21 protein-coding genes are annotated in these 24,691 nt (G+C 70.9%); 11 read left to right on the plus strand and 10 right to left on the minus strand.

Translation table 11 applies throughout. The features are described 5' to 3' along the window. Positions 1–27: 27 nt before the first annotated feature. The 3 genes from ACWEVS_RS00520 to ACWEVS_RS00530 form a co-directional block, all read right to left on the minus strand. Positions 28–474, minus strand: coding sequence for a PTS sugar transporter subunit IIA (locus ACWEVS_RS00520; RefSeq protein WP_354911182.1), 447 nt, complete (start codon positions 472–474; stop codon positions 28–30). Positions 475–527: 53 nt separating this feature from the next. Beyond that, complete coding sequence (locus ACWEVS_RS00525; RefSeq protein WP_449920482.1) at positions 528–764, minus strand: glucose PTS transporter subunit EIIB; 237 nt, start codon at positions 762–764, stop codon at positions 528–530. Between the two features lie 145 nt (positions 765–909). Further along, positions 910–1,944 (minus strand): SIS domain-containing protein, encoded by a 1,035-nt coding sequence (locus ACWEVS_RS00530; protein WP_452549271.1) that lies wholly within the window; start codon positions 1,942–1,944, stop codon positions 910–912. Between the two features lie 103 nt (positions 1,945–2,047). Between ACWEVS_RS00530 and ACWEVS_RS00535 the strand changes: the two genes are divergently transcribed. The 4 genes from ACWEVS_RS00535 (at position 2,048) to ACWEVS_RS00550 (ending at position 6,524) form a co-directional block, all read left to right on the plus strand. After that, entirely contained in the window at positions 2,048–2,788 is a 741-nt protein-coding gene (locus ACWEVS_RS00535; RefSeq protein WP_354911176.1) for a GntR family transcriptional regulator, read from the plus strand. 107 nt (positions 2,789–2,895) lie between these two features. Beyond that, positions 2,896–4,263, plus strand: coding sequence for a PTS transporter subunit EIIC (locus ACWEVS_RS00540; RefSeq protein WP_449920477.1), 1,368 nt, complete (start codon positions 2,896–2,898; stop codon positions 4,261–4,263). Positions 4,264–4,525: 262 nt separating this feature from the next. Beyond that, positions 4,526–5,812 carry a PTS transporter subunit EIIC gene (locus ACWEVS_RS00545; RefSeq protein WP_452549273.1) on the plus strand — a complete coding sequence of 429 codons (1,287 nt, stop codon included), beginning with the start codon at positions 4,526–4,528 and terminating at the stop codon, positions 5,810–5,812. Between the two features lie 244 nt (positions 5,813–6,056). Next, on the plus strand, positions 6,057–6,524 hold the full coding sequence (locus ACWEVS_RS00550) for an Rv3235 family protein (protein ID WP_452549274.1): 468 nt from the start codon (positions 6,057–6,059) through the stop codon (positions 6,522–6,524). Between the two features lie 446 nt (positions 6,525–6,970). Here the strand turns inward: ACWEVS_RS00550 and secA are convergent, their stop codons facing one another. Further along, a complete protein-coding gene (secA, locus tag ACWEVS_RS00555; protein ID WP_354911168.1) occupies positions 6,971–9,760 on the minus strand; it encodes a preprotein translocase subunit SecA in 2,790 nt (929 codons plus the stop codon). A 230-nt stretch (positions 9,761–9,990) separates the two neighbouring features. Here secA and ACWEVS_RS00560 point away from each other — a divergent pair, with 230 nt between their 5' ends. Then, on the plus strand, positions 9,991–10,233 hold the full coding sequence (locus ACWEVS_RS00560) for an HGxxPAAW family protein (protein ID WP_449920468.1): 243 nt from the start codon (positions 9,991–9,993) through the stop codon (positions 10,231–10,233). A 526-nt stretch (positions 10,234–10,759) separates the two neighbouring features. Then, positions 10,760–11,965 carry a winged helix-turn-helix domain-containing protein gene (locus ACWEVS_RS00565; protein ID WP_452417065.1) on the plus strand — a complete coding sequence of 402 codons (1,206 nt, stop codon included), beginning with the start codon at positions 10,760–10,762 and terminating at the stop codon, positions 11,963–11,965. Positions 11,966–12,092: 127 nt separating this feature from the next. Here ACWEVS_RS00565 and ACWEVS_RS00570 read toward each other — a convergent pair whose 3' ends face one another. The 6 genes from ACWEVS_RS00570 to mtrA all read right to left on the minus strand — a co-directional run bounded on the left by ACWEVS_RS00570 (position 12,093) and on the right by mtrA (position 19,156). Beyond that, entirely contained in the window at positions 12,093–12,761 is a 669-nt protein-coding gene (locus ACWEVS_RS00570) for a response regulator transcription factor (RefSeq protein WP_354911159.1), read from the minus strand. Positions 12,762–12,947: 186 nt separating this feature from the next. Beyond that, positions 12,948–13,607, minus strand: coding sequence for a ribosome hibernation-promoting factor, HPF/YfiA family (gene hpf, locus ACWEVS_RS00575; RefSeq protein WP_354911157.1), 660 nt, complete (start codon positions 13,605–13,607; stop codon positions 12,948–12,950). 424 nt (positions 13,608–14,031) lie between these two features. Further along, positions 14,032–14,862 carry a ComF family protein gene (locus ACWEVS_RS00580; RefSeq protein WP_452549276.1) on the minus strand — a complete coding sequence of 277 codons (831 nt, stop codon included), beginning with the start codon at positions 14,860–14,862 and terminating at the stop codon, positions 14,032–14,034. A 130-nt stretch (positions 14,863–14,992) separates the two neighbouring features. Beyond that, a complete protein-coding gene (locus ACWEVS_RS00585; RefSeq protein ID WP_449920461.1) occupies positions 14,993–16,750 on the minus strand; it encodes an LpqB family beta-propeller domain-containing protein in 1,758 nt (585 codons plus the stop codon). Further along, a complete protein-coding gene (gene mtrB / locus ACWEVS_RS00590; protein ID WP_452417069.1) occupies positions 16,740–18,464 on the minus strand; it encodes an MtrAB system histidine kinase MtrB in 1,725 nt (574 codons plus the stop codon). The genes ACWEVS_RS00585 and mtrB overlap by 11 nt, the downstream gene beginning before the upstream one ends. Before the next feature lie 14 nt (positions 18,465–18,478). Further along, complete coding sequence (gene mtrA / locus ACWEVS_RS00595; protein WP_043620615.1) at positions 18,479–19,156, minus strand: MtrAB system response regulator MtrA; 678 nt, start codon at positions 19,154–19,156, stop codon at positions 18,479–18,481. Positions 19,157–19,371: 215 nt separating this feature from the next. Here mtrA and ACWEVS_RS00600 point away from each other — a divergent pair, with 215 nt between their 5' ends. From ACWEVS_RS00600 to ACWEVS_RS00620, 5 genes are read left to right on the plus strand one after another with little or no spacing between them, the layout of a single operon-like run. Further along, positions 19,372–20,565: a glycerophosphoryl diester phosphodiesterase membrane domain-containing protein gene (locus ACWEVS_RS00600; protein ID WP_449920455.1), complete on the plus strand. Its 1,194-nt coding sequence runs from the start codon at positions 19,372–19,374 to the stop codon at positions 20,563–20,565. After that, positions 20,562–21,167, plus strand: coding sequence for a DUF4129 domain-containing protein (locus ACWEVS_RS00605; protein WP_449920454.1), 606 nt, complete (start codon positions 20,562–20,564; stop codon positions 21,165–21,167). The genes ACWEVS_RS00600 and ACWEVS_RS00605 overlap by 4 nt, the downstream gene beginning before the upstream one ends. Then, positions 21,164–22,288: a DUF4350 domain-containing protein gene (locus tag ACWEVS_RS00610; protein WP_452549278.1), complete on the plus strand. Its 1,125-nt coding sequence runs from the start codon at positions 21,164–21,166 to the stop codon at positions 22,286–22,288. Before ACWEVS_RS00605 ends, ACWEVS_RS00610 begins: the two co-directional genes overlap by 4 nt. Then, positions 22,278–23,258, plus strand: a complete 981-nt coding sequence (locus ACWEVS_RS00615) for an AAA family ATPase (protein WP_354911139.1) — start codon at positions 22,278–22,280, stop codon at positions 23,256–23,258. The genes ACWEVS_RS00610 and ACWEVS_RS00615 overlap by 11 nt, the downstream gene beginning before the upstream one ends. Beyond that, positions 23,258–24,556 carry a DUF58 domain-containing protein gene (locus ACWEVS_RS00620; protein ID WP_449920449.1) on the plus strand — a complete coding sequence of 433 codons (1,299 nt, stop codon included), beginning with the start codon at positions 23,258–23,260 and terminating at the stop codon, positions 24,554–24,556. Before ACWEVS_RS00615 ends, ACWEVS_RS00620 begins: the two co-directional genes overlap by 1 nt. The last annotated feature ends 135 nt before the right edge of the window (positions 24,557–24,691 follow it).

Raw genomic sequence — 24,691 nt, forward strand, 5'->3', positions numbered from 1 at the left:
CGTGCGCCGGACGGCGCGGCGCGGTCCCTACGCCCATTGGAACAGCTCGTCACCGACGTGGACGGGGCCCTGGGCGACGACGGTCACCGCCTCGGCCCGCGCGTCCAGCGCGACCACCGGGCAGACCGGGGAGCGGCCGCCCGCCTCGATGACGGCAGGGTCCCACGCCACGACCGGCTGGCCCGCGTCGACCCGGTCGCCCTCGGCCACGAGCAGCCGGAAGCCCTCCCCCTTCAGCTGCACGGTGTCGATGCCCAGGTGCACCAGCACGCCCCTGCCGTCGTCGCCCACGATGACGTAGGCGTGCGGATGCAGCTTCAAGATCTTTCCACCGATCGGGGCGACGGCCTTCCCTGGCCCGCGCGCCGGGTCGATCGCCGCGCCGGGCCCGACCATGCCCGCCGAGAACACCGGATCGGGCACGGCGCCCAGGCCGACCGCGGCCCCCTCGACCGGGGCGAGAACGCTGGTCATTGGTCCCCCCTGAACCAGAGCGCCGGCGGCGGGAGAACCCCGCCGCCGGCGACCTAGCCGATGATGTCCTCGATGTCGCTGGCGATCGTGTCGGCTTCGGGACCGACCACGACCTGGACGACGTTTCCCGCGGCCATCACTCCGTGGGCCCCCGCTGCCTTCAGCGCCGCCTGATCGACTTTGGAGGCGTCGTGCACCTCGGTGCGCAGCCGCGTGATGCACGGCTCGATCTCGATGATGTTGGCCGCACCACCGAGCCCGGCGATGATCGCGTCAGCGTCCGCCGCCATGTGGTCCTCCCTCGTCGATACGTCTGTCTGACCAGGCTACTCATGAGAAAGCGGCCATCAGCCCGCAGACCGTTTCTTTGCGCGGCTCAGCGCCGTGCCGGCAGTCCGGCGGCCAGGTTTCTCATGAGTGGACGACCGCGAGCGATCAGTCGGTCTGGGTGACCTTGTTGAGCCCGCGCGGGGCGTCGGGGTCGATCCCGAGGCGCCGGGCCAGCGCCTCGGTGAGGAGCTGACCGGGGACGATCAGGCCCATCGGGGCCACCCACTCGGGCAGGTCGGGGCCGTTCAGCGCGGCCGTACCCGCCTGGGCCAGCGCCTGGCCGCCGCCCACGGTGTAGGCCGCCGCGCCCGCGCCGACCACGCGCTCGGCCAGGGCGACCGTACCGGCCAGCGTCGGGCTGTTCTCCGCGGCGACCAGCAGCGCGGGGGTGTCCTCGTCCACCACCGCGATCGGGCCGTGCAGCAGGTCGGCGTAGGACAGGCCCATGGCGTGCAGGTAGCAGGCCTCCTTGAGCTTCAGCGCGGTCTCCAGAGCGGTCGAGAAGGCCATGCCGCGCCCCGAGACGACCACGCCCGGCTTGTCGGCCAGACCCTCGACGACCGCCTCCAGGTCGCCCGGCTCGGCGATCAGCTTCTCCACCGCCTCCGGCACCCGCTGCAGGTCGGCGGCGTCGACCTCCGCGCCGAGCCCCAGCGCGAGAACGGCCAGCGCCGCGAGCTGCGTGGTGTAGGTCTTGGTGGCGGGGACCGCCTTCTCCTCGCCGGCCAGCGTCACCAGGGCGACGTCGGCCGCCTGGGCGAGCGGGCTGTCCTCGCCGCCGTTGGTGATGCCGACGGTCTTGGCGCCGCAGTCCTTGGCCCAGGCCAGCGTCTCGACGATCTCCTCCGTCCTGCCGGACTGGGAGATGGCGACGGCCAGCACGCCGTCGAGGTCGAGCTTGCGCCGGTAGGTGGTGGCGATCGACGGCGCGGCGAGGGCGGACAGGCGTCCGGCGTGCGACTCGATGAGATAACGGCCGTAGACTGCGGCGTTGTCGGAGGTGCCGCGCGCGATGAACAGCAGCTGCCTGGTCTGCTCGCCGAGCGCCTTCACCTCGTCGACCCGGGGAAGCAATGAGTCCAGGGTGGCCCGCAACGCGGCCGGTTGCTCGGCGATCTCGCTGCGCATCTTCGTGGTCATCGTGTCCCCATCGCTTGACTGGCTGTTCCGGCATGTGGTCTAGTCCGGACTAGACCAGTACGAACCATAACTCATCGCCCAGGTCAGATCGAGGGGAGGATCCGTGGCGCACATCGATCCGGACAGCCCGGTGCCCAAGTACTTCCAGCTCCGCGAGATCCTGCTGGATCTCATCGACAGCAACGAGCTGAGCATCGGCGCGGCGATCCCGTCCGAGCGCGAGCTCTGCCAGCGTTTCGGCCTGTCGCGGATGACCGTCCGCCAGGCCGTCGACCACCTGGTCTCGGAGGGCCGGCTGCACAGGGTGCCCGGGAAGGGCACCTTCGTCGCCAGGCCGAAGATCGAGCTGGCGCTCCAGCTCACCTCCTTCACCAACGACATGCGCGCCCGCGGCCTCGAACCGGGCTCCCGCGACCTCGACCGGCGCATCGTGCGCGCGAGCGCCCACCTGGCGAAGGAACTCGGCATCCAGCCGGGCGAGGAGGTCCACTTCATCGAACGGCTGCGCACCGCCGACGGCGAGCCGTTGTCGATCGAGCGCGCCCACATCCCCGTCTCGCTGGCGCCCGACCTGGCCGACCACGACCTGACGGGCAAGTCGCTCTACCAGCTGCTCGAGGCGCGCTACGGCATCGTGATGGACGCCGGCGAGCTGACCATCGACGGAGGGATCGCCGACCCCAGCGACGCCGACCTGCTGAAGCTGCCCCGTGGCGGGGCGGTGCTGCTGCTGCAACGCCGCTCCTTCTCCGGTGGGGTCTGCGCCGAGCTGGGCGTGTCCACCTACCGGGCCGATCGGTACCAGTTGCGCACCGTCCTGGAGATCCCCGCCCGTCGCGGCTGACCGGCTCGCAGGGGGTACGGCATGCTTGGGTCCTGCTCGTCACCCCGCCCCGCCAGGTCCCCCGGCCGGGCCTGGTCCTTACCCCCCACACTCCGGAGGAACTCCCGGTGACCGAGTCCGCCGCGATCCCTTCGCCGTTCGCCCGCTTCATGGCCGTGCTCCAGCGCATGGGCCGCTCGCTCATGCTCCCCATCACCGCCCTGCCCGCCGCCGCGCTCCTGCAGCGCTTCGGCCAGCCCGACATGCTGGGCGCCAACGGCGCCGAACCCGGAGGACTGGCCGACGTGGCGGCCTTCGCGTGGATGACCCACGTCGCCGAGGTGCTCGACGCCGCCGGAGCCGCCCTGTTCGAGAACCTGCCGCTGCTGTTCGCGGTCGGCGTGGCCATCGGGTTCGCCCGCAAGGCCGACGGCTCCACCGCCCTGGCCGCCGTGGTCGGCTACCTGGTCTTCGACCGCGTCACCAAGGTGATGTTCTTCGAGTCCGCCATCAGGGACACCGTCATGATCCGCCAGGCGGAGAGCCAGGGGATCAAGGAGATCATCAACTACGGCATCCAGAACCCGACCAAGGTGCTCGGCGGCATCCTGATCGGGCTGGTCACCGCGGTGCTCTGGCAGCGCTTCTACCGGATCAAGCTGCCCTCGTGGCTGGCCTTCTTCGGTGGGCGGCGCTTCGTGCCGATCATCACCTCGATCGCGGCGCTGCTGATCGGCGTGCTCATCGGCTGGATCTGGCCGGTGCTCGGCGAGTGGATCGGCCAGGCGGGCCGGGCGCTGGCCGACGCGGGAGCCCTCGGCACCGGCCTGTACGGGTTCTTCAACCGGCTGCTGGTACCGCTCGGCCTGCACCACTTCGTCAACTCGATCGTCTGGTACGTCGTCCCCGAGTGCCAGGTCGGCGGGCGCACCTTCGCCGGCGACTGGAACTGCTACTTCGGCGGCGACCCCGGCGCGGGCGAGTTCATGGCCGGATTCTTCCCCGTCATGATGTTCGCGCTGCCCGCCGCGGCCCTGGCCATCTGGCGCGCCGCGCTGCCGGGCAAGCGGACCGCGGTCGGCGGCATCATGCTCTCGGCGGCGCTCGCCTCGTTCGTCACCGGCATCACCGAGCCGATCGAGTTCGCGTTCATCTTCGTCGCGCCGGTGCTGCTCGTCGTCCACGCGGTACTGACCGGGATCGCGATGGCGGTGACGACGCTGGTCGGCGGGCAGCTCGGGTTCGGCTTCTCGGCCGGGCTGCTCGACATGCTGCTGAACGCCGGCAAGTCCAACACGAACAACGTGATCGGGATCCTGGTCATCGGGGTGATCTACGGGGCGGTCTACTACGTGGTGTTCAGCTTCCTGATCAGGCGGCTGGACATCATGACGCCGGGACGGGAGCCGGAGGTGGACATCGACTCCGGCGAGACCGCCACCGTCCCCTCCTCCCCACCCACCCCTGGCCCCCCGTCCGAGCCCCACACGCCATGACCCGCCCCTCATGACCCACCCCCTATGCCCGCCCCTCATGACCCGTCGCCCTCATGACCTGTCGTCCTCATGACCTGTCGCCCTCGGGAAACCCCGCCCGAGACCCGCCACAGGCCATGACCCACCCCTCGGGACCCGCCGTCCTCGGGCCATCCCGCCCGGGCGCCGGCCGCGCGCCCGCCGCCCTGCGGAAGGCGTTTCCGCAGGACGGGGCGTGGTAGATACCCCGCATCCCCCGTGACGATCTGCCGGGGGTGTCGGGATGAGCGAAACGACCGCCGACGGCCGCACGTCCTTCTGGTCGGCCGTCCTCGCCGTGCTGCAGCGGATCGGCCGATCCCTCATGCTGCCCATCGCCGTCCTGCCGGCCGCCGGCCTGCTGCTCCGCTTCGGCCAGGACGACCTGCTCGGCCGTACCGACAACGCCTTCGTCGACAAGGTGGCCGTCATCTTCGCCGCCGCGGGCGGCGCGCTCTTCGACAACCTGCCGCTGCTGTTCGCGGTCGGCGTGGCCATCGGGTTCGCCAAGCGCGCCGACGGCTCGACCGCGCTGGCCGCCGTGGTCGGCTACCTGGTGTTCGACCAGGTCACCCGCCGCATGTTCTTCTACTCCACCAGCGAGGCGGTCAGGGCCAAGGTCACCCTCACCCTCCAGGACCACAGCACGGTCATCAACCAGGCCGCCTCCGCCCAGCCGACGGGCGTCCTCGGCGGCATCGTGATCGGCCTGGTGGCCGCGGTGCTCTGGCAGCGCTACTACCGGATCAAGCTGCCCACCTGGCTGGCCTTCTTCGGCGGCAGACGGTTCGTCCCCATCATCACCGCCGTCGCCGCTCTCGGGCTCGGCGTCGTGTTCGGCGTCATCTGGCCGCCCATCGGCACCGCGCTGACCGCCTTCGGCGACTGGCTGGCCACCCATTCCACCGTCGGCGCGGGCGTCTACGGCGTGGCCAACCGCCTGCTCATCCCGCTCGGCCTGCACCACTTCATCAACTCGATCGTCTGGACCGTCATCCCCGAGTGCACGGTGAACGGCGTGCACGCCGCGGGCGACCTCAAGTGTTACGCCATCGGCCAGCAGGGCGCGGGGATCTTCATGACCGGCTTCTTCCCGGTGCTGATGTTCGGCGTCCCGGGGGCGGCGCTGGCGATCTGGCGGGCGGCGCCCTCGCACAAGCGGGCGGCGGTGGGCTCCATCATGGTCGGCGCCGCCCTCACCGCGTTCGTCACCGGGATCACCGAGCCGGTGGAGTTCGCGTTCATCTTCGTGGCGCCGCTGCTGTTCGTCCTGCACGCGCTGCTCACCGGGGTCTCCATGGCCCTGCTCGCGACGCTGGACACCCGCCTCGGGTTCAGCTTCTCGGCGGGTGGCATCGACATGCTGCTCAACGCCACCAAGTCGAACACCCACAACCTGGTCCTGATCATCGCGATCGGGCTGGTCTACTTCGTCCTGTACTACGCGCTCTTCAGCTTCCTGATACGCAAGTTCGACATCCTCACCCCGGGCCGGGAGCCCGACGAGGACACCGAGCAGCCCGCTCGCTGACATTCGACGGGCCGGCAATCGGCCCGAAATACCGGCCGGAATGGATTCGGAACGGCAGGCACGCCATGCGCGTCCGCCGAAATGCACGACAGGCTGGTGACCAACCGATCCAACTCGTCGTGATCTTCTTCGTTGATCCCCGCAAAAAGATCGGGAGAAGCGGAAAAGTTGGCGACTGATGTATCTGGGCTTGGGACCGAAAACTCCTTATACCGACGTTCTCCCGCATGAGGTTGGAGGTTTCATGGCATCACGGCTGCGTCCCGCTCCGCTCCCCCGCGTCACCCTCACCCCCGTCCCCGACCCGCCGTACGACGGGGAGCACCACGGTCCGGAGCCCACCACCCAGGGGTCGCTCGCCCTCGCCCCCGACCCGCTCCCGCTGGTCTGGGGGCCGCCCGGCTCCATCCCCGACGAGCGCCACCTGCGCCACCTCGGCCAGGCGCTCGCCGAGATCCTGGCCGGCCGCCGGCCACCCGAAACGGTCAGCGACCGGCTCACCGAACGGGCTTATGTCGAACTCGTCCGCGCCGGAAAGATGATCACCACCGGCGGCCGGCCGTTCGCGGGCGTTCCCCGCGTGACGCAGCCCGGGGAAGGGGTGGTGGAGATGTGCCTGCTGGTGCACTGCGGCGAACGCAGCCACGTGCTGGCGCTCCGGCTGGAACGGCGCGGTGTCCAGTGGCTGTGCACCGACTTCGAGACCGCCTGACACCCCGGTAGTCCGAAACCGCCGGACACGCCGGTACGGCGGGCCTCCCCGCCCGCCGTACCGCCCTCTACCGACGCCCCGCGCCACTACCCCACCGACGACCCTCCACACCCGACCTGCCCCCGCTTCCTCAGCCACCCCCCAGAACCCGGCGCCCCCGCAGCCCACCACCGGAATCTGCCGCTCCCCGCAGCCCACCACCCCGGAATCTGCCGCCCCTCGCAGCCCGCCGCTCCGGAATCTGCCGCTCCCCGCAGCCCACCCCGGAACCTGCCGCTCCCCGCAGGCCGCCGCCCGGTAAGGACCCCGGCGCCCCGGCAGTACCGTGCCCTCGGCATCACGTCGGAACCGACCCGCGCTTCCGCTACCCCTCCGGTGTGCGGTCGGTGGGCCGCATGCGAAAGGCCCCGCCCCCACGTGGGGACGGGGCCTCGAAACGCCGGCCGCTACGCCTCGACGTGCTTCGGGTCGCCGTGGCAGCGCTTGTACTTCTTGCCCGACCCGCACGGGCACGGCGCGTTGCGCTCCACGTTGCCGTAGGCGGCACGCTCGGCGGCCGTCGTGCGGACCTTGGTGTGCTCGACCTCGCCCGCCTCACCGGGAGCGGTGTACTCCAGCTCGGTCGGCCGCTGCGGCCCGCGCAGGCCACGCGCGATGATCGACCGGGTCTCGGCGATCTCCGCCGACTCCTCGACGATCGGGTTCTCCTGCACCTCGACCTCGAGGTTGAACAGGTAGCCGACCGACTCCTCCTTGATGCCGTCGAGCATCGCGGAGAACATCTCGAAGCCCTCGCGCTGGTACTCGATCAGGGGGTCGCGCTGCGCCATGGCGCGCAGGCCGATGCCCTCCTGGAGGTAGTCCATCTCGTAGAGGTGCTCGCGCCACTTGCGGTCGAGGACCGACAGGATGACGCGCCGCTCCAGCTCGCGCATGGCCTCGGAGCCGAGCTCCTCCTCGCGCCGGTCGTAGGCGGCGAGGGCGTCGGTCTTGATCTTGTCGCGGAGCACGTCGGCCGACAGCTCCTCGCGGCCGCCCGCCCCCTCGACGACGTCCTCGAGGCTGATCGAGATCGGGTACAGCTCGCCGAACGCCTTCCACAGCTTGTCGAGGTCCCACTCCTCGGAGAAGCCCTCGGCCGTGGCGGCGCCGACGTACTCGTCGATCACGTCGGTGACGAAGCCGCGGACCTGCTCGTGCAGGTCGGCGCCCTCCAGCACCCGGTGGCGCTCGGCGTAGATCACCTTGCGCTGCCGGTTCATGACCTCGTCGTACTTCAGAACGTTCTTGCGGATCTCGAAGTTCTGCTGCTCGACCTGGTGCTGGGCGGAGGCGACGGCCTTGGTGACGATGCCCGACTCGATCGGCTGGTCGTCGGGGATGTTCATCCTGACCATGATCGCCTCGACGCGCGGCGAGTTGAACAGCCGCATGAGGTCGTCGCCGAGCGAGAGGTAGAAGCGCGACTCGCCGGGGTCGCCCTGACGTCCGGAACGGCCGCGCAGCTGGTTGTCGATGCGCCGCGACTCGTGACGCTCGGTGCCGAGGACGTAGAGGCCGCCGAGCTCGGTGACCTCCTCGTGCTCGGTCTTGACCGCCTGCTTGGCCTTCTCCAGCGCCTCGGCGTAGGACTTCTCGTACTCCTCCGGCGTCTCGACGGGGTCGAGGCCGCGCTGGCGCAGCTCGGTGTCGGCGCGGAACTCGGGGTTGCCACCGAGCATGATGTCGGTGCCTCGACCGGCCATGTTGGTGGCCACGGTCACGGCGTGCTTGCGACCCGCCTCGGCGACGATCGACGCCTCACGCGCGTGGTTCTTCGCGTTGAGCACCTCGTGCTTGACGCCCTGGCGGGTCAGCATCTTCGACAGCCGCTCGGACTTCTCGACCGAGGTGGTGCCGACCAGGACCGGCTGGCCGGCGGCGTAGCGCTCCTTGATGTCCTCGACGACCGCGGTGAACTTGGCGTCCTCGGTGCGGTAGATGAGGTCGGACTGGTCCTTGCGGATCATCGGCCGGTTGGTCGGGATCGGGACCACGCCGAGCTTGTAGGTCTGGTGGAACTCGTTCGCCTCGGTGGCCGCGGTGCCGGTCATGCCGGCGAGCTTGCTGTAGAGACGGAAGTAGTTCTGGAGGGTGATCGTGGCGAGCGTCTGGTTCTCGTCCTTGATCTTCACCCCCTCCTTGGCCTCGATGGCCTGGTGCATGCCCTCGTTGTAGCGGCGCCCGTGCAGGACTCGGCCGGTGAACTCGTCGACGATGAGGACCTCGCCGTCGGCGACGATGTAGTCCTTGTCCTTCTTGTAGAGCTCCTTGGCCTTCAACGCGTTGTTGAGGAAGCCGACCAGGTGGGTGTGCTCGGGCTTGTAGAGGTTGTCGATGCCGAGCCAGTCCTCGACCTTCTCCACGCCGGACTCGAGCACGCCGACGGTGCGCTTCTTCTCGTCGACGACGTAGTCGCCGGTGCTGGGCTCGCCCGGGTTCTTGGCCTCGACGCCCCTGCGGAGGCGCGGCACGATCTTGGCGAACTCGGTGTACCACTTGCCCGACTGCTCGCCGGGACCCGAGATGATCAGCGGCGTACGGGCCTCGTCGATGAGGATGGAGTCGACCTCGTCGACGATCGCGAAGTTGTGGCCGCGCTGGACGCACTCGTCCAGCGACCAGGCCATGTTGTCGCGCAGGTAGTCGAAGCCGAACTCGTTGTTGGTGCCGTAGGTGATGTCGGCGGCGTACATCTTGCGCCGCTCCTCGGGGCTCTGCCCCGCGATGATCACCCCGGTCTCGAGGCCGAGGAAGCGGTGGATCCGCCCCATCTTCTCCGCGTCACGCTGGGCCAGGTAGTCGTTGACCGTGATGACGTGGACGCCCTTGCCGGTCAGCGCGTTAAGGTAGCTGGGCAGCACGCAGGTCAGGGTCTTGCCCTCACCGGTCTTCATCTCGGAGATGTTGCCCAGGTGAAGGTTGGCGCCGCCCATGATCTGGACGTCGTACGGGCGCTGGCCGAGCACGCGCCGCGCCGCCTCCCGCACCGCGGCGAAAGCCTCGGGCAACAGATCGTCGAGCGACTCCCCATCGGCGTGTCGCTGCTTGAACTCGTCCGTAAGCGCGCGCAACTCCGCGTCGGACAGGCTCTTGAAGTCGTCCTCGATGGAGTTGACCTGGTCGGCGATCCGCTTGAGCTTGCGCAGGACCTTGCCCTCGCCGGCGCGCAGAATCTTGTCGAGAATGGCTGGCACTTTGTGTAAAGCTCCTCGCAGGTCTACCCCGGCGGCCGCCAGGAGGAGAGGCTGAGACAAACTTCCCCATGGCCATCGTAGGCGGTTCCGCCACCAGACACAGCCACCGCGACTAGGAGGCCGCAACACCCGTCTGGGAGAATGGTCTTTCGGCAGAGCGTATGCCGATCTGGTTTGATCTCGCACCATTGACATGGCTCGGCGGGAAACATCTTCAGGAGGGATAGGCCATGGCAGATGGTCACAACCTTGGCAACCACGCCGGACGGGCGTCCTCGTGGCTGGCGGTCAGCATCATGCTGGCCGGGTTCACCGTGGGCGGTGTCGGCCTGACGACAGCCAACTGGATGATCGTCTGGGTCGGTGTCGGGATCTTCGTGCTCGGCGGGGTCCTCGCCCTTGTCTTCGACATCTTCTCCGACGTCGTCATCGACGCGCCCCGTGTCGGCATGCGCGCCGAGGACCATCGCTGACGAACTCCGCCGACGGCGGGCGGCAGGGGATCCAGACCCCGCCGCCCGCCGTCGCCGTTCCAGGACCCGAACCCAGGCGTCGCTCCCGGCGTCCGCCCGATGCCGACGCCGGTGCCGGTGCCGGTGCCGGCCGACCGTTGTGCGGCGGGTGGTCACCCCGCGCGGACACCTCCCGACCGGCGTTTCCCTGACCGGCAGACGTGCTCCCCAGCCGGTGGACGTGCTCGCTGACCGGCAGACGTGCCCCCTGACCGGTGGACGTGCTCGCTGACCGGCAGACGTGCCCCCTGACCGGTGGACGTGCTCGCTGACCGGCAGACGTGCCCCCTGACCAGTAGACGTGCCCTCTGACCGGTGGACGTGCCCCTGACCGGTGGAGGCCGGGGCGGTCGATGTCGAGGCGCCGGTCGTGGTGGCGATCCGTGGCGCGACGGGTGAACGGCGCCGCGGTCCCCCGGGCACGGTTTTCTGTCGGTGCCCGCCGTTACGATCGCGGCATGCTGTGCCGTACCCCCGGATCCACGACATGACCGAGCTGAGCGCCGACGACGCGCGCCGCCTGATCCTGCGCGCCCAGGGCTTCCTGGGCGCCGATGGAAGGCGCGGCGGCGTGCAGGGGATGCTGCGCAGGCTGGGCGCCGTCCAGCTCGACACGGTCTCCGTCCTGGCCCGCTCCCACGAACTGGTCGCCTACGGCAGGCTGGGCGCCGTCGGCAGGACCACCGTCGAGCGCGCCTACTGGCACAACCCCGCCCGCAGCTTCGAGTACTGGTGCCACGCCGCCTGCATCCTGCCGATCGAGCACTGGCCGCTGTACGGCTTCCGCCGCCGCGCCTACCGCGCGCGCCGGCAGCGCTGGCACGAGGTGCCCGCCGACTACGAGAAGGTCCTTCACCAGGTGCGCGACAGCGGCCCGGTCACCACCTCCGACATCGGCGGCGCCAAGAAGAGCGCCGAGTGGTGGGACTGGTCCGACTCGAAGATCGCGCTCGAGTGGCTGCTCGACATCGGCGAGCTCGTCTGCACCAGGCGCGTCGGCTGGCGCAGGGTCTACGACCTGGCCGAGCGTGCCGTCCCCGCCGACCTGCTCGGGCAGGAGCTCACCGACGAGGAGTGCGTCGTACGGCTGGCCGCCGTCGCCGGCGCCTCCCTCGGCGTGGCCACGCGCGCCGACCTGATCGACTTCCTCAGGTTGAGGGGCTCCTACGCCGCGCTGCTCGACCAGGCTCTGGCCGGCGGCGCGGCCGGGCTGGTGCCGGTCAAGGTGGCCGGCTGGGCGCCGAACGGGCAGGCCGCCGACGCGTGGGCGAGCCCCGAGGCGCTCGCGTCTGAGCCGCGCGGGCGGCACCGCACCACGCTCGTCTCGCCGTTCGACTCGCTGATCTGGCACCGGGGCCGCACGTCGCGGGTGTTCGGCTTCGACTACACCCTGGAGCTCTACGTCCCCAAGGCGAAGCGGGTCCACGGGTACTTCACGATGCCGGTCCTGTCGGGCGGCAAGCTGATCGCGCGGGTCGATCCGGCGCGCGAGGGGCAGACGTTCGTGGCCAGGCACGTGTCGTTCGAGTCGCCGAGGGTGCGGCCGGCCGACCTGGCGGGGGTGCGGGAGGCGCTCTGGTCGGCGGCGAGCTGGGTGGGGTGCACCGACGTGCGGGTGGAGCGGGTCACCTCCGAGGCGCACGCCAAGCCGCTGCTCGACGCACTCCCTCTCGCCCTGCCCGACCTCCGCTGACGCGCCGGGCGGCCCGCTGACGGCAGACCCAGACGAAGCCGGGCGGCCCGCTGACGGCAGCCCCGGACGAAGCGGGGCGCCCCGGAAAGGGGCGCCCCGTTTGGTCACGCAGGGTGAGGGCGGAGCCTCAGGTGATCTCCAGCATGCGTTCGCGGACGGCGTAGACCACCGCCTCCATCCGGGAGTGCAGCTGTAGCTTGTCCAGGATGTTACGCACGTGGTTCTTCACCGTGTTCTCGGAGATGAACAGCTGCTTGGCGATCTCGCGGTTGTTCATCCCCTTGGCCACCAGCCGCAGCACCTCCATCTCCCGGTCGGTCAACCGGGGTACGGGCAGCTGCGGCGGCCGCTCGGCCTCCTTGCGGCTCATGTTGGCGAACTCGGTGATGAGCTTGGCCGCCATGGCGGGGTTGATGAGCGACTGCCCCTCGTACACCCCGCGCACCGCGTCGGGCACCTCGTCGATCTGGACGTCCTTGAGCAGGTAGCCGGTCGCCCCCGCCTTGATGGCCTCGAAGAGGTCCTCCTCCTCGTCGCTGACCGTCAGCATGATGATCCGCGTGCTGGGCACCGACGCCTTGATGCCGCGGGTCGCCTCGATGCCGCCTTGGCGGGGCATCCTGACGTCCATCAACACCACGTCGGGCAGAAGACGATCGGCGAGTTCGACCGCCTCCTGACCGTCGCTGGCCTCGCCGACCACCTCGATGTCGTCCTCGGCGGCCAAAGCCAGCGCGAGGCTGCGCCTGATCAGCTCGTGATCGTCAACGATCATCACGCGGATCGGGTCGCTCATGCGGCCTCCTCAGCGGACCGCATCTGCCTGATGGCTCGCTCGCTCACGTGGCCGAGGCGCGCCGCCCCGGCTCGCTCGCTGCGCTCGCTCACGTCTCCTCCTCGTGGGGGGCCAGAGCCGTTGAACCGCCATGATGCCAGGCTTTTGCGGTCCTGGGGTGGTCGAGAGGATCTTCGTTGGCGTTGTTCAGGGCTCGACGAGCCGCAACACGCCGTAGTTGTAGCCGCGCCGGCTGTAGACGACGCTCGCCTGGCCGCTCTCCTTGTCGCGGAACAGATAGAAGTCGTGCCCGACCAGTTCCATCTCGAGGAGGGCCTGGTCGATGGTCATGGGTTCGGCTTTGTGGAACTTCTCCCGGACGACACATGGCCCGTCGCCGTCCATCTCGATGGGGACGATGTCGTCATAGGCCTTGTCGTCGGGCAGGAACTCCTCTTCGGACTCCGCCGGGGCGGGGGCGGGTATGGCCTCCGGCGTCGCTTCGTACACATCGGCGAGTGCGGCTGTCAGCTCCGCCACGGAAGGGGTCGCGTGGTTGCCGTGATGCACCTTGCGCCGGTCGGCGATGCGCCGCAGGCGACCTTCCAGCTTGTCGAGAGCGAGGTCGAGGGCGGCGAATCGGTCGTCGGCCGAGGCCTCGGCGCGGACCGCCGGTCCGCGGGAGTGAATGGTCAGCTCGACACGCTCGCGCTGGTCGGCGAGGCGGGGGTTGCGCTCCTTCGACACCTCCACATCCACTCGGATGAGCTTGTTGTCCAGACGTTCGATCCTGGCCAGCTTGGTCGTCACATGGTCTCGGAACCGGTCACTCACTCCTGTGTGCCGTCCCTTGACGATGATGTCCATGCAACAGCCCCCCTTCGTCTAACGACTGAGACAGAGCGCCCGGCGACGTGCATGCCAGGCGTGGTCTAGTTTCACCGTTACCCTCTTTCGACACGTCGTCACCAATGGCTCCAGTGGCACCCGTTCGGCCGACCTGGTCTTCGACCCCACATCCGCCTGCTGAGGGGTTCGCGGCTCCGTGCCACTACTGCCCTTCTCTTCTTGGCGAGGGACATCTGGACCCTCGGGAAGGCAGGACTTACCTCTAAGCCGCACCGTGATCAGTCGACAAAAAGTCGCTTTACGTGGACCGTTTCGCCTGCGGCTGGCATCGGCTAGCAGAGCCGGGACCCCCGGCTCTGCGCAACCACGGACCCGAACGGGTGCCATGTCAGAACGCTATCCGCATCAGGACCGAATGTCAGCCTGAGGATCGCCCAAAAGATCACTTTCCGTGATTTTCTTCGGCTCCCCAAGGGGTAGAAGATGCCCCCTTTGACGGTTGAACACACCTTTCGACCTGCCTCTCCAGACGGATGAGCTGCGCAGAAGGAAGGGACATGTGGCGAACCGGGGAGCCCACGGCTTTGGCATTCTCTTTACCCTCCGTGAGGAAATCCGGTGGACCGTGTCGGCGTGTCGCGGCGACGGTCACCGCGGCGGCCACCTCCGCTCCCGTCGCACGTACCGCTCTGGCCGCCTCCGCGAGCGTGGCCCCCGTGGTGACGACGTCGTCCACGATGACCATGGACGCGCCTGAGTGGTCGCTCAGGCGGCCTTTACCCACGGGGTCGGCTCGCAGGGAGGAGGCGAGGTTGGCGGCCCGCTGCGCGGCGCTCAGGCCCGCCTGATCGGCGACCCTCCTGCCGTGCCGGAGGTCGGTGCGGAGAGTGACCTCCCGCCCGAGCCCGCTCAGCTGCCGTACGGCGAGCGCGGCCAGACGGCGGACCGGGTCGTGCCCCCTGGCGCGTACGGCACGCCCGGCGCTCGGCACGGGCACGACGGCCAGGGCGCCCTCGGGGACGGCCGTGGCCAGGGTGAAGGCGAGGGCGTGGGCCAGCGGGACGGCCAGCGCCGTACGGCCGCGCTCCTTGTAATGGAGGATCGCCTGGCGGGCCGCGCCCTCGTAGAGGGTCGCCGACCAGCAGGCGGGCAGGCCGGCGGGGGCGGGACGGGGCGCGCGGAGGGCGGGGGCGACGACCAGGCAGGCGTCGCACAGCAGGCTGCCGCGCCTGTCGCAGCCGACGCAGCGGGTGGGCAGGAGGAGGTCCAGCACGGGGTCCAGCATGGAGACCGGCACCGACAGAATCCCGGCGCGGGCGGCCGGGCCTCCGGGGTGGAAGGTCGAGGACGGCACCGGCAGAACCGCCGATCAGGGCGGATGCCGGCGGCTCCGGAGGAGCGCGTCAGTCCAGGGGGAAGGTCGGTGACTGGGTGCCGGCCTGGACCTTGGTGTCGACCCACTTGTCCTGGACCAGCTCCAGCACCTTGCCGCCGTCCTCGCCGTCGGTGCCGGCGACCAGCCGCTCGTTCAGGGCCGAGATGGACGTGATCCGCTTGTCCGCCGCCAGCTGCCGCAGCTGCCCGTTGCTGATGTCGATCTCCGTCGGCGTGCTGCCCGAGCTGCTCCCCACCAGCGCGATCAGGTGCTCGGAGTCACTCCACGCCAGGTCCTTGATCTCCTCGGTCTCCCCGGTGGTCAGCAACGTCTGGAAGTGGTCGAGCCGGTCGCCCGCGATCACACCCACCATGACCGACAGCGCGCCGCCGTCGGAGACGACGGCCGCCACGCGGGTGCCGTCCCGCGCCACCTTGAACGCGGTGACCCGCTTGCCGTTGAGCTCGGGCGCGGCGACGCGCGTCACCGGCTGCTCGTGGTTGGAGCTGTCGTGGCGCAGCACGTAGGAGGTGTGGTCGTCGATCCTGTCGACCGTCCACAGCGTGCCGTTCCAGTTCCAGCTCGGCGGCGTCAGGTCGGTGCCCTTGATCGCCTCCTGCCACTGGCTCTCCGGCGAGAGCCGGTTGGTCCAGATGCTGCGCCCGTCGCTCTTCAGCGCGGCCACGTACTCGGTCGGGTCTCCCTTGGCGAGGGGGCCTGGCGCGATCGCGGGCTCCTTGTACTCCTCGCCGAGCTGGCCGACGGGTCCGGGGACGGCCAGGCCCGCGCCCTTGGCGCCGAGCCACATCAGCTGGCCGTTCTGGACGAAGTAGACCTTGCTCTCCGGCGGGCGCGGCCAGCCGTCGTTGTCCTTGGGCCCGATGACCAGCGGGGTGGAGTCGTAGAAGGTGTCGCCGTTGAGCCGCACCTCGATGCTGCGGCCCTTGGTCACCTCGCGCAGGCTCCACTGCAGCTGCTTCATCAGCGCCTCGGCCGGTGGCGGGTCCTGCTTGAACCGCCCTTCGAGGTAGACCACGACCGACTCCTCGCCGGGCGTGATCCGGTCGAGGCTGATGCCCTCGAACGCGGTGGACACGGCGCCTTCGAGCGACTCGCTCGGCCCTTCGAGCAGCCTGTCGACGATCGTCTCCGCCAGTGACCTGGTGGGGTTGATCGGCAGCCAGACGTGGTCGACGACGGGCAGCGCGCCCGGGTCGTCCAGCGAGCCGGACCCGCCGAGGAAGTAGATGTCGGCCGGCTCGTAGGCCCTGCGCACGTCGGCGGCGGTGAGCAGCATCAGCCCGTTCCTCAGCCTGGCGACCCGGTAGCCGTCCGGGGTCTTGGCCACCATGAACTGCAGGGTCAGCTTCTCCCGCTTGGGCTCGTACCAGCCGTCGTCGTGGATGACGGCGATCTGGGTGGCCTCGAGCTGCACGATGTCGTCGCCCACCGGCTGGTAGGTGGGGTTGTCCTCGACAACGAGGACCGAACCGTCCGGCTTCCAGGCGCGCTTGGCCTCGGGCGTGAGGTACTCGCGCAGGATCTTCTGCTCGACGTCGTCGAAGCTGGCCATGGAGGCCTGCAGCCCCTTGACGGTCCTGACGGCGTCCCACTCCTTCTGGGGCGGTGTGGCGACCATGCGCTGGAACGGCTTGCTCAGCGAGTCGGCCGCGTCGGCGGGGGTGACCTGCTCGGGTGGGCCGCCCACCGAGATCACCGAGCAGGCGGAGCCGCCGCACATCACGCTCGCCGCCATCACGGAGGCCAGGATCCTCCTACTCCGCATGGAAGACCCCCTCCCCCACCACCGGTGAGAGGACCGGCGTGATGTGACCGCGCCACGTCCGCCGCATCTCCACCTCCGGCGGCACGAGCGAGAGCGGCGAGCCCTTCAGCTCGGCCCCCGCCGTGCGCGGCAGGGTGAGCCTGAACTGCGAGCCCTCCCCGGGCGAACCCCACGCCTGCAGCCAGCCTCCGTGCAGCATGGCGTCCTCACGCGAGATGGCCAGCCCGAGCCCGGTGCCGCCGATGGTGCGCGCCCGCGACGGGTCGGCCCGCCAGAAGCGGTCGAAGACCATCTGCTCCTCGCCCGGCTTGAGGCCCACGCCGTGATCGCGTACGGCCACGGCCGCCGAGTCGCGGTCGGCGCCCACCGTGACGACGATCTCGCGCCCCTCGCCGTGCTCGATCGCGTTGAACAGCAGGTTACGCAGGATCCGCTCGACCCTGCGGCTGTCGATCTCGACCATGCAGGGCTCGCTGGGCAGCCGCAGCTCGAAGCGGGTGCCGTGCCGTTCGGCCAGCGCCTCGGAGTCGGCCACCGCGCGCAGCACCACGTCGCGCACGTCGGTGGAGTCGAGGTCGAGCGTGGCCGCTCCCGCGTCGTAACGGCTGATCTCCAGCAGGTCGGCCAGCATCGACTCGAACCGCTCGAGCTGCGCCTGCATGAGCTCGGCCGAGCGCGCGGCCATCGGCTCGAAGTCCTCACGGGCGTCGTAGAGCAGGTCGGCGGCCATGCGCACGGTCGTCAGCGGGGTGCGCAGCTCGTGCGAGACGTCGGAGACGAACTGCCGCTGCACCTGCGACAGCTCCTCCAGCTGATGGATCTTGAGCGCCAGGTTGGCGGCCATCTCGTTGAAGGAGGTGGCCAGGCGGGCCAGGTCGTCCTCGCCGCGTACCTTGAGCCGCTCGTCGAGGCGCCCGGAGGCGAGGCGTTCGGCGGCCTGGCGGGCCAGCCGTACGGGGGTCACCACCTGGCGGGTGACCAGGGAGGCGATGGCGCCGAGCAGCAGCACCAGGCCGATGCCCACGACCACGACCACCTGTCTGACGATGGAGAGCAGCGACTCCTCGTCGGTGAGCGGGAAGAAGTGGTAGATCTCGTAGCCGTCGTCGATGAAGGCGCCCACGACCAGGGTGAGCTGCGGTTCGGTGCTGGGGGCGAACTTGAGCCGGTAGACGCCCTGCAGGGGGTCGTTGAGCACGCCCTTGTCGCGCTTGAGGAGGAGCCGGTTGCGCAGGTCCTCGGGGACGTCGGTGGGCAGGACGCTGCCGGTGGCGCGTGACTGCCCCGGTTCGGTCGGGTTGAGCACGAGCAGCTGGTAGCGCTTGCGCCAGCCGTTCTCGCCGGTGCCGATGATGCTGTTGACGGCCGCGTCGAGCGGGCCCTCGGCGACCGCCGGGCCCTCGCCCTGTTTGGGCGGTTCGATGGGCTCGGCGTCGAGGGCCGCCGCGATGGCCACCCGGTCGGCGGTGGCCTCGTTGGCCGCCGACAGCTTGCGGCCGTTGAGCACCGAGGTGTTGATCTCCTGGACCAGGAAGACGCCGAGCACCGCCACCACGGTCACCGAGATCACCAGCGTGCTGGTGATGACCTGGAGCTGCAGCGACCGCCGCCAGGTGCGCCGGACAGCGCTTGCCGCACGCCGAGCCCGCCGCCGGACGCCACCCAGAATCTGGCGAAGCGTCCTGCGACGGATCCTGGTCTTCGACGGAGGCATGAGCGGAGGGGAGGTCAGGCAGGACCGGCTTTGTAGCCCACGCCGCGGACCGTCACCACGATCTCGGGGTGCTCGGGGTCCTTCTCGATCTTGGCGCGGAGGCGCTGGACGTGCACGTTGACCAGGCGGGTGTCGGCGGCGTGCCGGTAGCCCCACACCTGCTCGAGCAGCACCTCGCGGGTGAAGACCTGGCGCGGCTTGCGGGCCAGCGCGACGAGCAGGTCGAACTCCAGCGGGGTGAGGTTGATGGTCTCCTCGCCGCGCTTGACGGAGTGGCCCGCCACGTCGATGGTGATGTCGCCGATCTGCAGGATCTCGGGCGTCGGCTCGTCGGTACGGCGAAGGCGCGCGCGCACCCTCGCCACGAGCTCCTTGGGCTTGAACGGCTTGACGATGTAGTCGTCGGCACCGGACTCCAGACCGAGCACGACGTCGATCGTGTCGCTCTTGGCGGTGAGCATGACGATCGGAACCCCCGACTCAGCCCTGATCCTGCGCGCCACGTCGATGCCGTCCGCCCCCGGCAGCATCAGGTCGAGCAGGACCAGATCCGGGCGCGTATCCCGGAACGCGTCGAGGGCCTTGTCGCCGTCGGAGACGAAGGACGGTTCGAAGCCTTCGCCCCGCAGGACGATGCCGAGCATCTCGGCGAGAGCGGCGTCGTCGTCGACAACCAGCACGCGACCTTTCATGGCCCCTCATTCGTTCTACGCATTGTGGGACATACCCGCACGGTTGCTGAAGGTTACCCTTGCCAGGCTCATGGCATAACCATCAGACCATTGAAAGCCGAATTTTAGACTTCCTGGTAACCCCCGTAATCTCAGTCTGCAAGACCAGGGTGGGTTTCGGCCATCCCCGAAGACCGACTACACCAACGAGCCGCCCATCATGCCAGGATTGGTGTATGTCAGACGGTCACGAGACGCCGCCCGGCTGGTCGGCTGAGCAGCCCCCGCCCTACCAGGCGCCCGGATCCCCCTACAGCGGCCCGGCCCCGTCCGCCTGGCAGCAGCCGGCTTCCCCGCCGCCGCCCCCGCCTCACGCCAACCCAGGCTACGGTCACCCACCCCCAGGGTACGGCTACGCGCCGCCGCCCGCGCTCCGTCCCGGGATCATCCCGCTGCGACCGCTGCGCCTCGGCGACATCTACGACGGCACGATCAAGCTGATCAGGTCGAACCCGAAGGCGGTGCTCGGCCTGTCGGCGATCGTGGCGGCGGTGGCCTCCGTCCCCGTCTCGATCGGGCAGGCGCTGGCGTTCCGCTCGCTGGGCAGCGTGCTGACCGACCCGGCCGCCGCCGACGCCGCCACGCTGGAGGGCGGCGGCTTCCTGTCGCAGACGCTCCCCACGATCATCTCCGCGGTGGTGAGCCTCGTCGCGGTCACGATCCTGACCGGCGTGCTCACCAGGATCCTCGGCCGGGCCGTCTTCGGCGGGAAGATCACCGCCGGCGAGGCGTGGCGGCTGGTCGCGCCGCGGGTGCCCGCGCTGTTCGGGGTGACGTTCCTGATCATGGGCATCGCGCTGCTGCCGGCCGTCCCGATCGCCCTGATCGTCGTCGCGCTGGCGGCGGCGGGGTCGCCGGGCGCGGCGGCCGGGCTCGCCCTGCTGTCCCTGCTCTTCTACATCTGCTACGCGCTGGCCGTCAACGCGCGCTTCGCCTTCGCGGCGCCCGCCGTCGTGCTCGAAGGGCTCGGCCCCGTGCAGGCGTTGCGCCGCTCGTGGCGGCTGGTGAGCGGCGACTTCTGGCGGGTGCTGGGCATCCTCCTCCTCACGATGCTCCTCGCCTACCTGGTCAGCATGGTCATCAGCTTCCCGTTCGGGCTGATCGCGGGCGTCGTCGCGCTGATGGGCGGCGGCTCCACGGGCGCGACCATCCTGGTAGCCGCGGTGTTCGCCATCGGCAGCACGCTCGGCGCGATGATCACCTACCCGCTGCAGGCGGGCGTGGCCGGCCTGCTCTACACCGACAGGCGGATGCGCAGCGAGGCCTTCGACCTGGTCCTGCAGACCGCCGCGCTCGAGCAGCAGCGCCAGGGTTGGGTGCACGCCTCGGCCGACGACCTCTGGCATCCGTCGAACGCGCGCAGGCCGTGACCCCTCCTGGACGAGAGGAGGCCCAGCGCAGGGCCGCCGAGGAGCTGGCCAGGCCCGAGTACGCCCACGAGCCGCTCCCCGACCGGCTCTGGCGCATGCTCCAGCAGTTCCTCGGCGACCTGACCGACTTCAAGACCGGCGACAACCCCGTCGGGGCCGTCCTCGCGGCGGTGCTGCTCGTCCTGGTCGTCGTGGTGGCCGTCGCGGCCATGGTGTGGCTGTCGCGCCGGTCGGCGCGCACCCGCGCCGCCGCGCCAGGCGACCTGTTCGGCGGCAGGGCGATGACCGCCGCCGAGCACCGGCTGGCCGCCGAACGGCTGGCCGGGGAAGGCCGCTGGGCCGAGGCCGTCCAGGAGCGCCTGCGGGCGATCGCCCGCGACCTGCAGGACCGCGCGCTGGTCGACAACCTTCCTGGGCGCACCGCCGACGAGCTGGCCGCCGAGGCGGGCCGGTCGCTGCCTGCCTTCGCCGGCGAGCTCGCCGCCGCCGCGCGCGCCTTCGACGACGTCGCCTACGGCGGCGTGCCCGGCACTCCTGAGGCCTACGCGATGCTGCGCGAGCTGGACGAACGGCTGCGCGCGGCGAGGCCGGTGGCACCGTGAGCGTTCCTGTCTCTCCCACCGCCGCCGGGCTGTGGCGGCGCTCCAGGGCGGCCGTGCTCGTCGGGCTGCTCGTCGTCGTGACGGCCGTCGTGGGCGCGTTGATCGCCGGCGGCGAGAAACCCGGGCACTACCTCGACCCGGCCGACACCTCGCTGGGCGGCGCGAAGGCGCTGGCACGGCTGCTCGCCGCGCAGGGCGTGCGCGTGGACAGGGTCGACTCGGTGGCGGTCGCCGAGTCGCTGGGCCGCGAGGGCGAGCGGGTGCTGCTGGTCGCGGCGCCGTGGAGCGGCGGCTTCGACGAGGCCGAGCGGCTGGCCGCGATCCCGGGCGACCGGGTGGTGGTGGGCGAGCAGCCGTACTTCGACGTGCTCGCGCCCGACATCGTGGCCGAGGAGAAGGTGCGGCTGCGCTCGCGGGAGCCCGACTGCGACCTGCCCGCCGCCCACGTCGCGGGCAGCGCCTTCCTGGGCGGCCGGACGTTCGAGGCGGGCGGCACCTCCTGCTACGACGGATCGCTCATGGTCTCGGGTACGGTCACCGCGGTCGGCAGCGGCGAGTTCATGACCAACCAGCGCCTGGCCGAGGACGGCAACGCGGCGCTGGCGCTGCACCTGCTGGGCACGCGGAAGGCGGTGACGTGGCTGGTGCCCGCGCCGGTTCCGCCGGGCGGCGAGCCGGTGGCCGGACCCGGCGGCAGGACCATCGAGGAACTGCTGCCCGACAGCGTCCCGTGGGCGGTGCTGATGGCGGCCGTCGCGGTCCTGCTGACCGCGTTCTGGCAGGCCCGGCGCCTGGGCCCGGTGGTGGCCGAGAGGCTGCCCGTGGTCGTCAGGGCGGCCGAGACCGTGGAGGGCAGGGGACGCCTCTACAACGCCCGCAGGGCCAGGCTCCAGGCCGCCGAGGCGCTGCGCGGCGGCGCCCTCGACCGGCTCGTCCCCCGGCTCGGGCTCGGCTCGGGCGCGGGCGCCAACGAGGTCGTCGCGGCGCTCGCCGTACGGACGGGGCAGGACCCCGGCAGGCTCGCGGCGGTTCTGTACGGCCCGCCGCCGGCCGGCGACGCCGAACTTGTGGCCCTGGCTGGATACTTGGACGAGATCGAGAGGCAGGTACGTGAACACTGAGGAGACCACCCGCGTGGCGGGGCGCGGCGACGTCGCGCGCGAGGCGCTCGGAGCGCTGCGCGCCGAGGTGGCCAAGGCCGTCGTCGGCCAGGACGCGGTGGTGACGGGGCTGGTCATCGCGCTGCTGTGCAGGGGCCACGTGCTGCTGGAGGGCGTGCCGGGCGTCGCCAAGACGCTGATGGTGCGCACGCTCGCGGCGGCCATGTCGCTCGACTTCAAGCGCGTGCAGTTCACGCCCGACCTGATGCCGGGCGACGTGACCGGCTCGCTGATCTACGACGCGAAGACGGCCGAGTTCGAGTTCCGCGAGGGCCCGGTCTTCACCAACCTGCTGCTCGCCGACGAGATCAACCGCACACCGCCCAAGACGCAGGCCTCGCTGCTGGAGGCGATGGAGGAGCGGCAGGTCAGCGTCGAGGGCGACGCGCGGCCGCTGCCCGACCCGTTCGTGGTGTGCGCGACGCAGAACCCCGTGGAGTACGAGGGCACCTACCAGCTGCCCGAGGCGCAGCTCGACAGGTTCCTGCTGAAGCTGACCGTGCCGCTGCCGCCGCGCGATCAGGAGATCGCGGTGCTCGAACGGCACGCGCGCGGCTTCGACCCTCGCGACCTGACCCAGGTCAAGCCGGTCGCCTCCGCCGACGACCTGGCCGCCGGACGCGACGCGGTCGCCGCCGTGCACGTGGCGCCCGAAGTGCTCGGCTACATCGTCGACCTGGCCAGGGCCACCAGGCAGTCGCCGTCGCTCCAGCTCGGCGTCTCGCCGCGCGGCGCGACCGCGCTGCTGGCGGCCTCGCGGGCGTGGGCGTGGCTGTCCGGCCGTACCTATGTGACACCTGACGACGTGAAGGCGCTGGCCAGGCCCGCGCTGCGGCACCGGATCCAGCTGCGGCCCGAGGCGGAGCTCGAGGGCGCGACCCCCGACGGCCTGCTCGACGGCATCCTGGCCGCCGTGCCGGTTCCCCGCTGATGGCGCTGACAGGACGTGTGGGGCTCGTCGCGGCGCTCTGCGTCGTGGTGGTCCTGCTCGCGCCCGGCCCCGGCTACGCGGTGGCCGCCTGCTGCCTGCTGCTGGCCGCGGCCGTCGTGGTGGACCTGCTGTTCGCCGGATCGGTGCGGGCGCTCAGGTTCACCCGCTCGGGCGACACGACGGTACGGCTCGGCCAGACGGCCACCGTCTCGCTCGTCGTGGAGAACCCGGGGCCGCGCCGGGTGCGTGGCGTCCTGCGCGACGCCTGGCCGCCCTCGGCCGGGCTCGCGACCCGATCTGTGCCGCTCGACGTGCCCGCGGGCGAGAGGCGGCGGATCGACCTGGCGCTGACGCCCACGCGCCGCGGCGACCGCTCGTCCGTCGCGGTGACCGTGCGCGCGCTCGGCCCGCTCGGGCTGGGCGCCCGTCAGGGCGACCACAGCGCGCCGTGGACCCTCAGGGTGCTGCCGCCGTTCCTGTCACGCAAGCACCTGCCCTCACGGCTGGCGCGCTTGAGAGAGCTCGAAGGCAGCCATCCCGCGCTGGTCAGAGGGCAGGGCACGGAGTTCGACTCGCTGCGGGAGTACGTGGTCGGCGACGACGTGCGCTCCATCGACTGGCGGGCCACCGCCCGCCGCAACGACGTGGTGGTGCGCACCTGGCGGCCCGAGCGCGACCGGCGCGTGCTGATCGTGCTCGACACCGGGCGCACCTCCGCGGGCCGCCTCGACGCCGGTTGGCCCCGCCTCGACTGGTCGATGGACGCGGCCCTGCTGCTGTCCGCCCTGGCCGCCAAGGCGGGCGACCAGGTCGACTTCCTCGCCTACGACAGGGCCGTGCGCGCGTGGGTGGCCGGCGCCTCCCGCACCGAGCTGCTGTCGGCGCTGGTGAACGTCATGGCGCCGATCGAGGCCTCGCTGGTGGAGTCCGACGCGCCGGGGATGGTCGCCGCGATCCTGGCCAGGGCCAGGCGGCGCGCCCTGGTGGTCGTGCTCACCGACCTCAACGCCGCCGCGCTGGAGGAGGGCCTGATGCCGGTGCTGCCGCAGCTGTCGGCCAGGCACCTGGTGCTGGTCGCGGCCGTCTCCGACCCGCGCGTCGCCGAGATGGCCGCCGGCAGGGGTACGGCCGAGCTGGTCTACGACGCGGCGGCGGCCTCCCGCGCCGTCGCCGAGCGCAGGCGCATCACGGCCCGGCTCAGGGGCCATGGCGTGGAGGTCGTGGACGCCCTGCCGGAGGACTTCGCGCCCGCCCTCGCCGACGCCTACCTGGCGCTGAAGGCGGCCGGACGCCTCTAACCGCGCCGGGATGACCCGCAGGGGCGGCCGGACAGCTCTTAGCCGCGCCGCGTGACCTGCAGGGGCGGCCGGACGGCTCCTAGCCGCGCCGCCGGACTGCTCTTAGCGGCGCCGCATGACCCGCGGGGGCGGCCG

The organism is Nonomuraea sp. NPDC003754 (assembly GCF_053605785.1).

Bases quoted from the DNA above. Each gene is read 5' to 3' on its own strand.
- ACWEVS_RS00545 (WP_452549273.1), top strand. From the start codon at position 4,526: ATGAGCGAAACGACCGCCGACGGCCGCACGTCCTTCTGGTCGGCCGTC.
- ACWEVS_RS00560 (WP_449920468.1), top strand. From the start codon at position 9,991: ATGGCAGATGGTCACAACCTTGGCAACCACGCCGGACGGGCGTCCTCG.
- ACWEVS_RS00570 (WP_354911159.1), bottom strand. From the start codon at position 12,761: ATGAGCGACCCGATCCGCGTGATGATCGTTGACGATCACGAGCTGATC.
- ACWEVS_RS00620 (WP_449920449.1), top strand. From the start codon at position 23,258: ATGGCGCTGACAGGACGTGTGGGGCTCGTCGCGGCGCTCTGCGTCGTG.
- mtrA (WP_043620615.1), bottom strand. From the start codon at position 19,156: ATGAAAGGTCGCGTGCTGGTTGTCGACGACGACGCCGCTCTCGCCGAG.
- ACWEVS_RS00550 (WP_452549274.1), top strand. From the start codon at position 6,057: ATGGCATCACGGCTGCGTCCCGCTCCGCTCCCCCGCGTCACCCTCACC.
- mtrB (WP_452417069.1), bottom strand. From the start codon at position 18,464: ATGCCTCCGTCGAAGACCAGGATCCGTCGCAGGACGCTTCGCCAGATT.
- ACWEVS_RS00585 (WP_449920461.1), bottom strand. From the start codon at position 16,750: ATGCGGAGTAGGAGGATCCTGGCCTCCGTGATGGCGGCGAGCGTGATG.
- ACWEVS_RS00525 (WP_449920482.1), bottom strand. From the start codon at position 764: ATGGCGGCGGACGCTGACGCGATCATCGCCGGGCTCGGTGGTGCGGCC.
- ACWEVS_RS00600 (WP_449920455.1), top strand. From the start codon at position 19,372: ATGTCAGACGGTCACGAGACGCCGCCCGGCTGGTCGGCTGAGCAGCCC.
- ACWEVS_RS00530 (WP_452549271.1), bottom strand. From the start codon at position 1,944: ATGACCACGAAGATGCGCAGCGAGATCGCCGAGCAACCGGCCGCGTTG.
- hpf (WP_354911157.1), bottom strand. From the start codon at position 13,607: ATGGACATCATCGTCAAGGGACGGCACACAGGAGTGAGTGACCGGTTC.
- ACWEVS_RS00520 (WP_354911182.1), bottom strand. From the start codon at position 474: ATGACCAGCGTTCTCGCCCCGGTCGAGGGGGCCGCGGTCGGCCTGGGC.
- ACWEVS_RS00565 (WP_452417065.1), top strand. From the start codon at position 10,760: ATGACCGAGCTGAGCGCCGACGACGCGCGCCGCCTGATCCTGCGCGCC.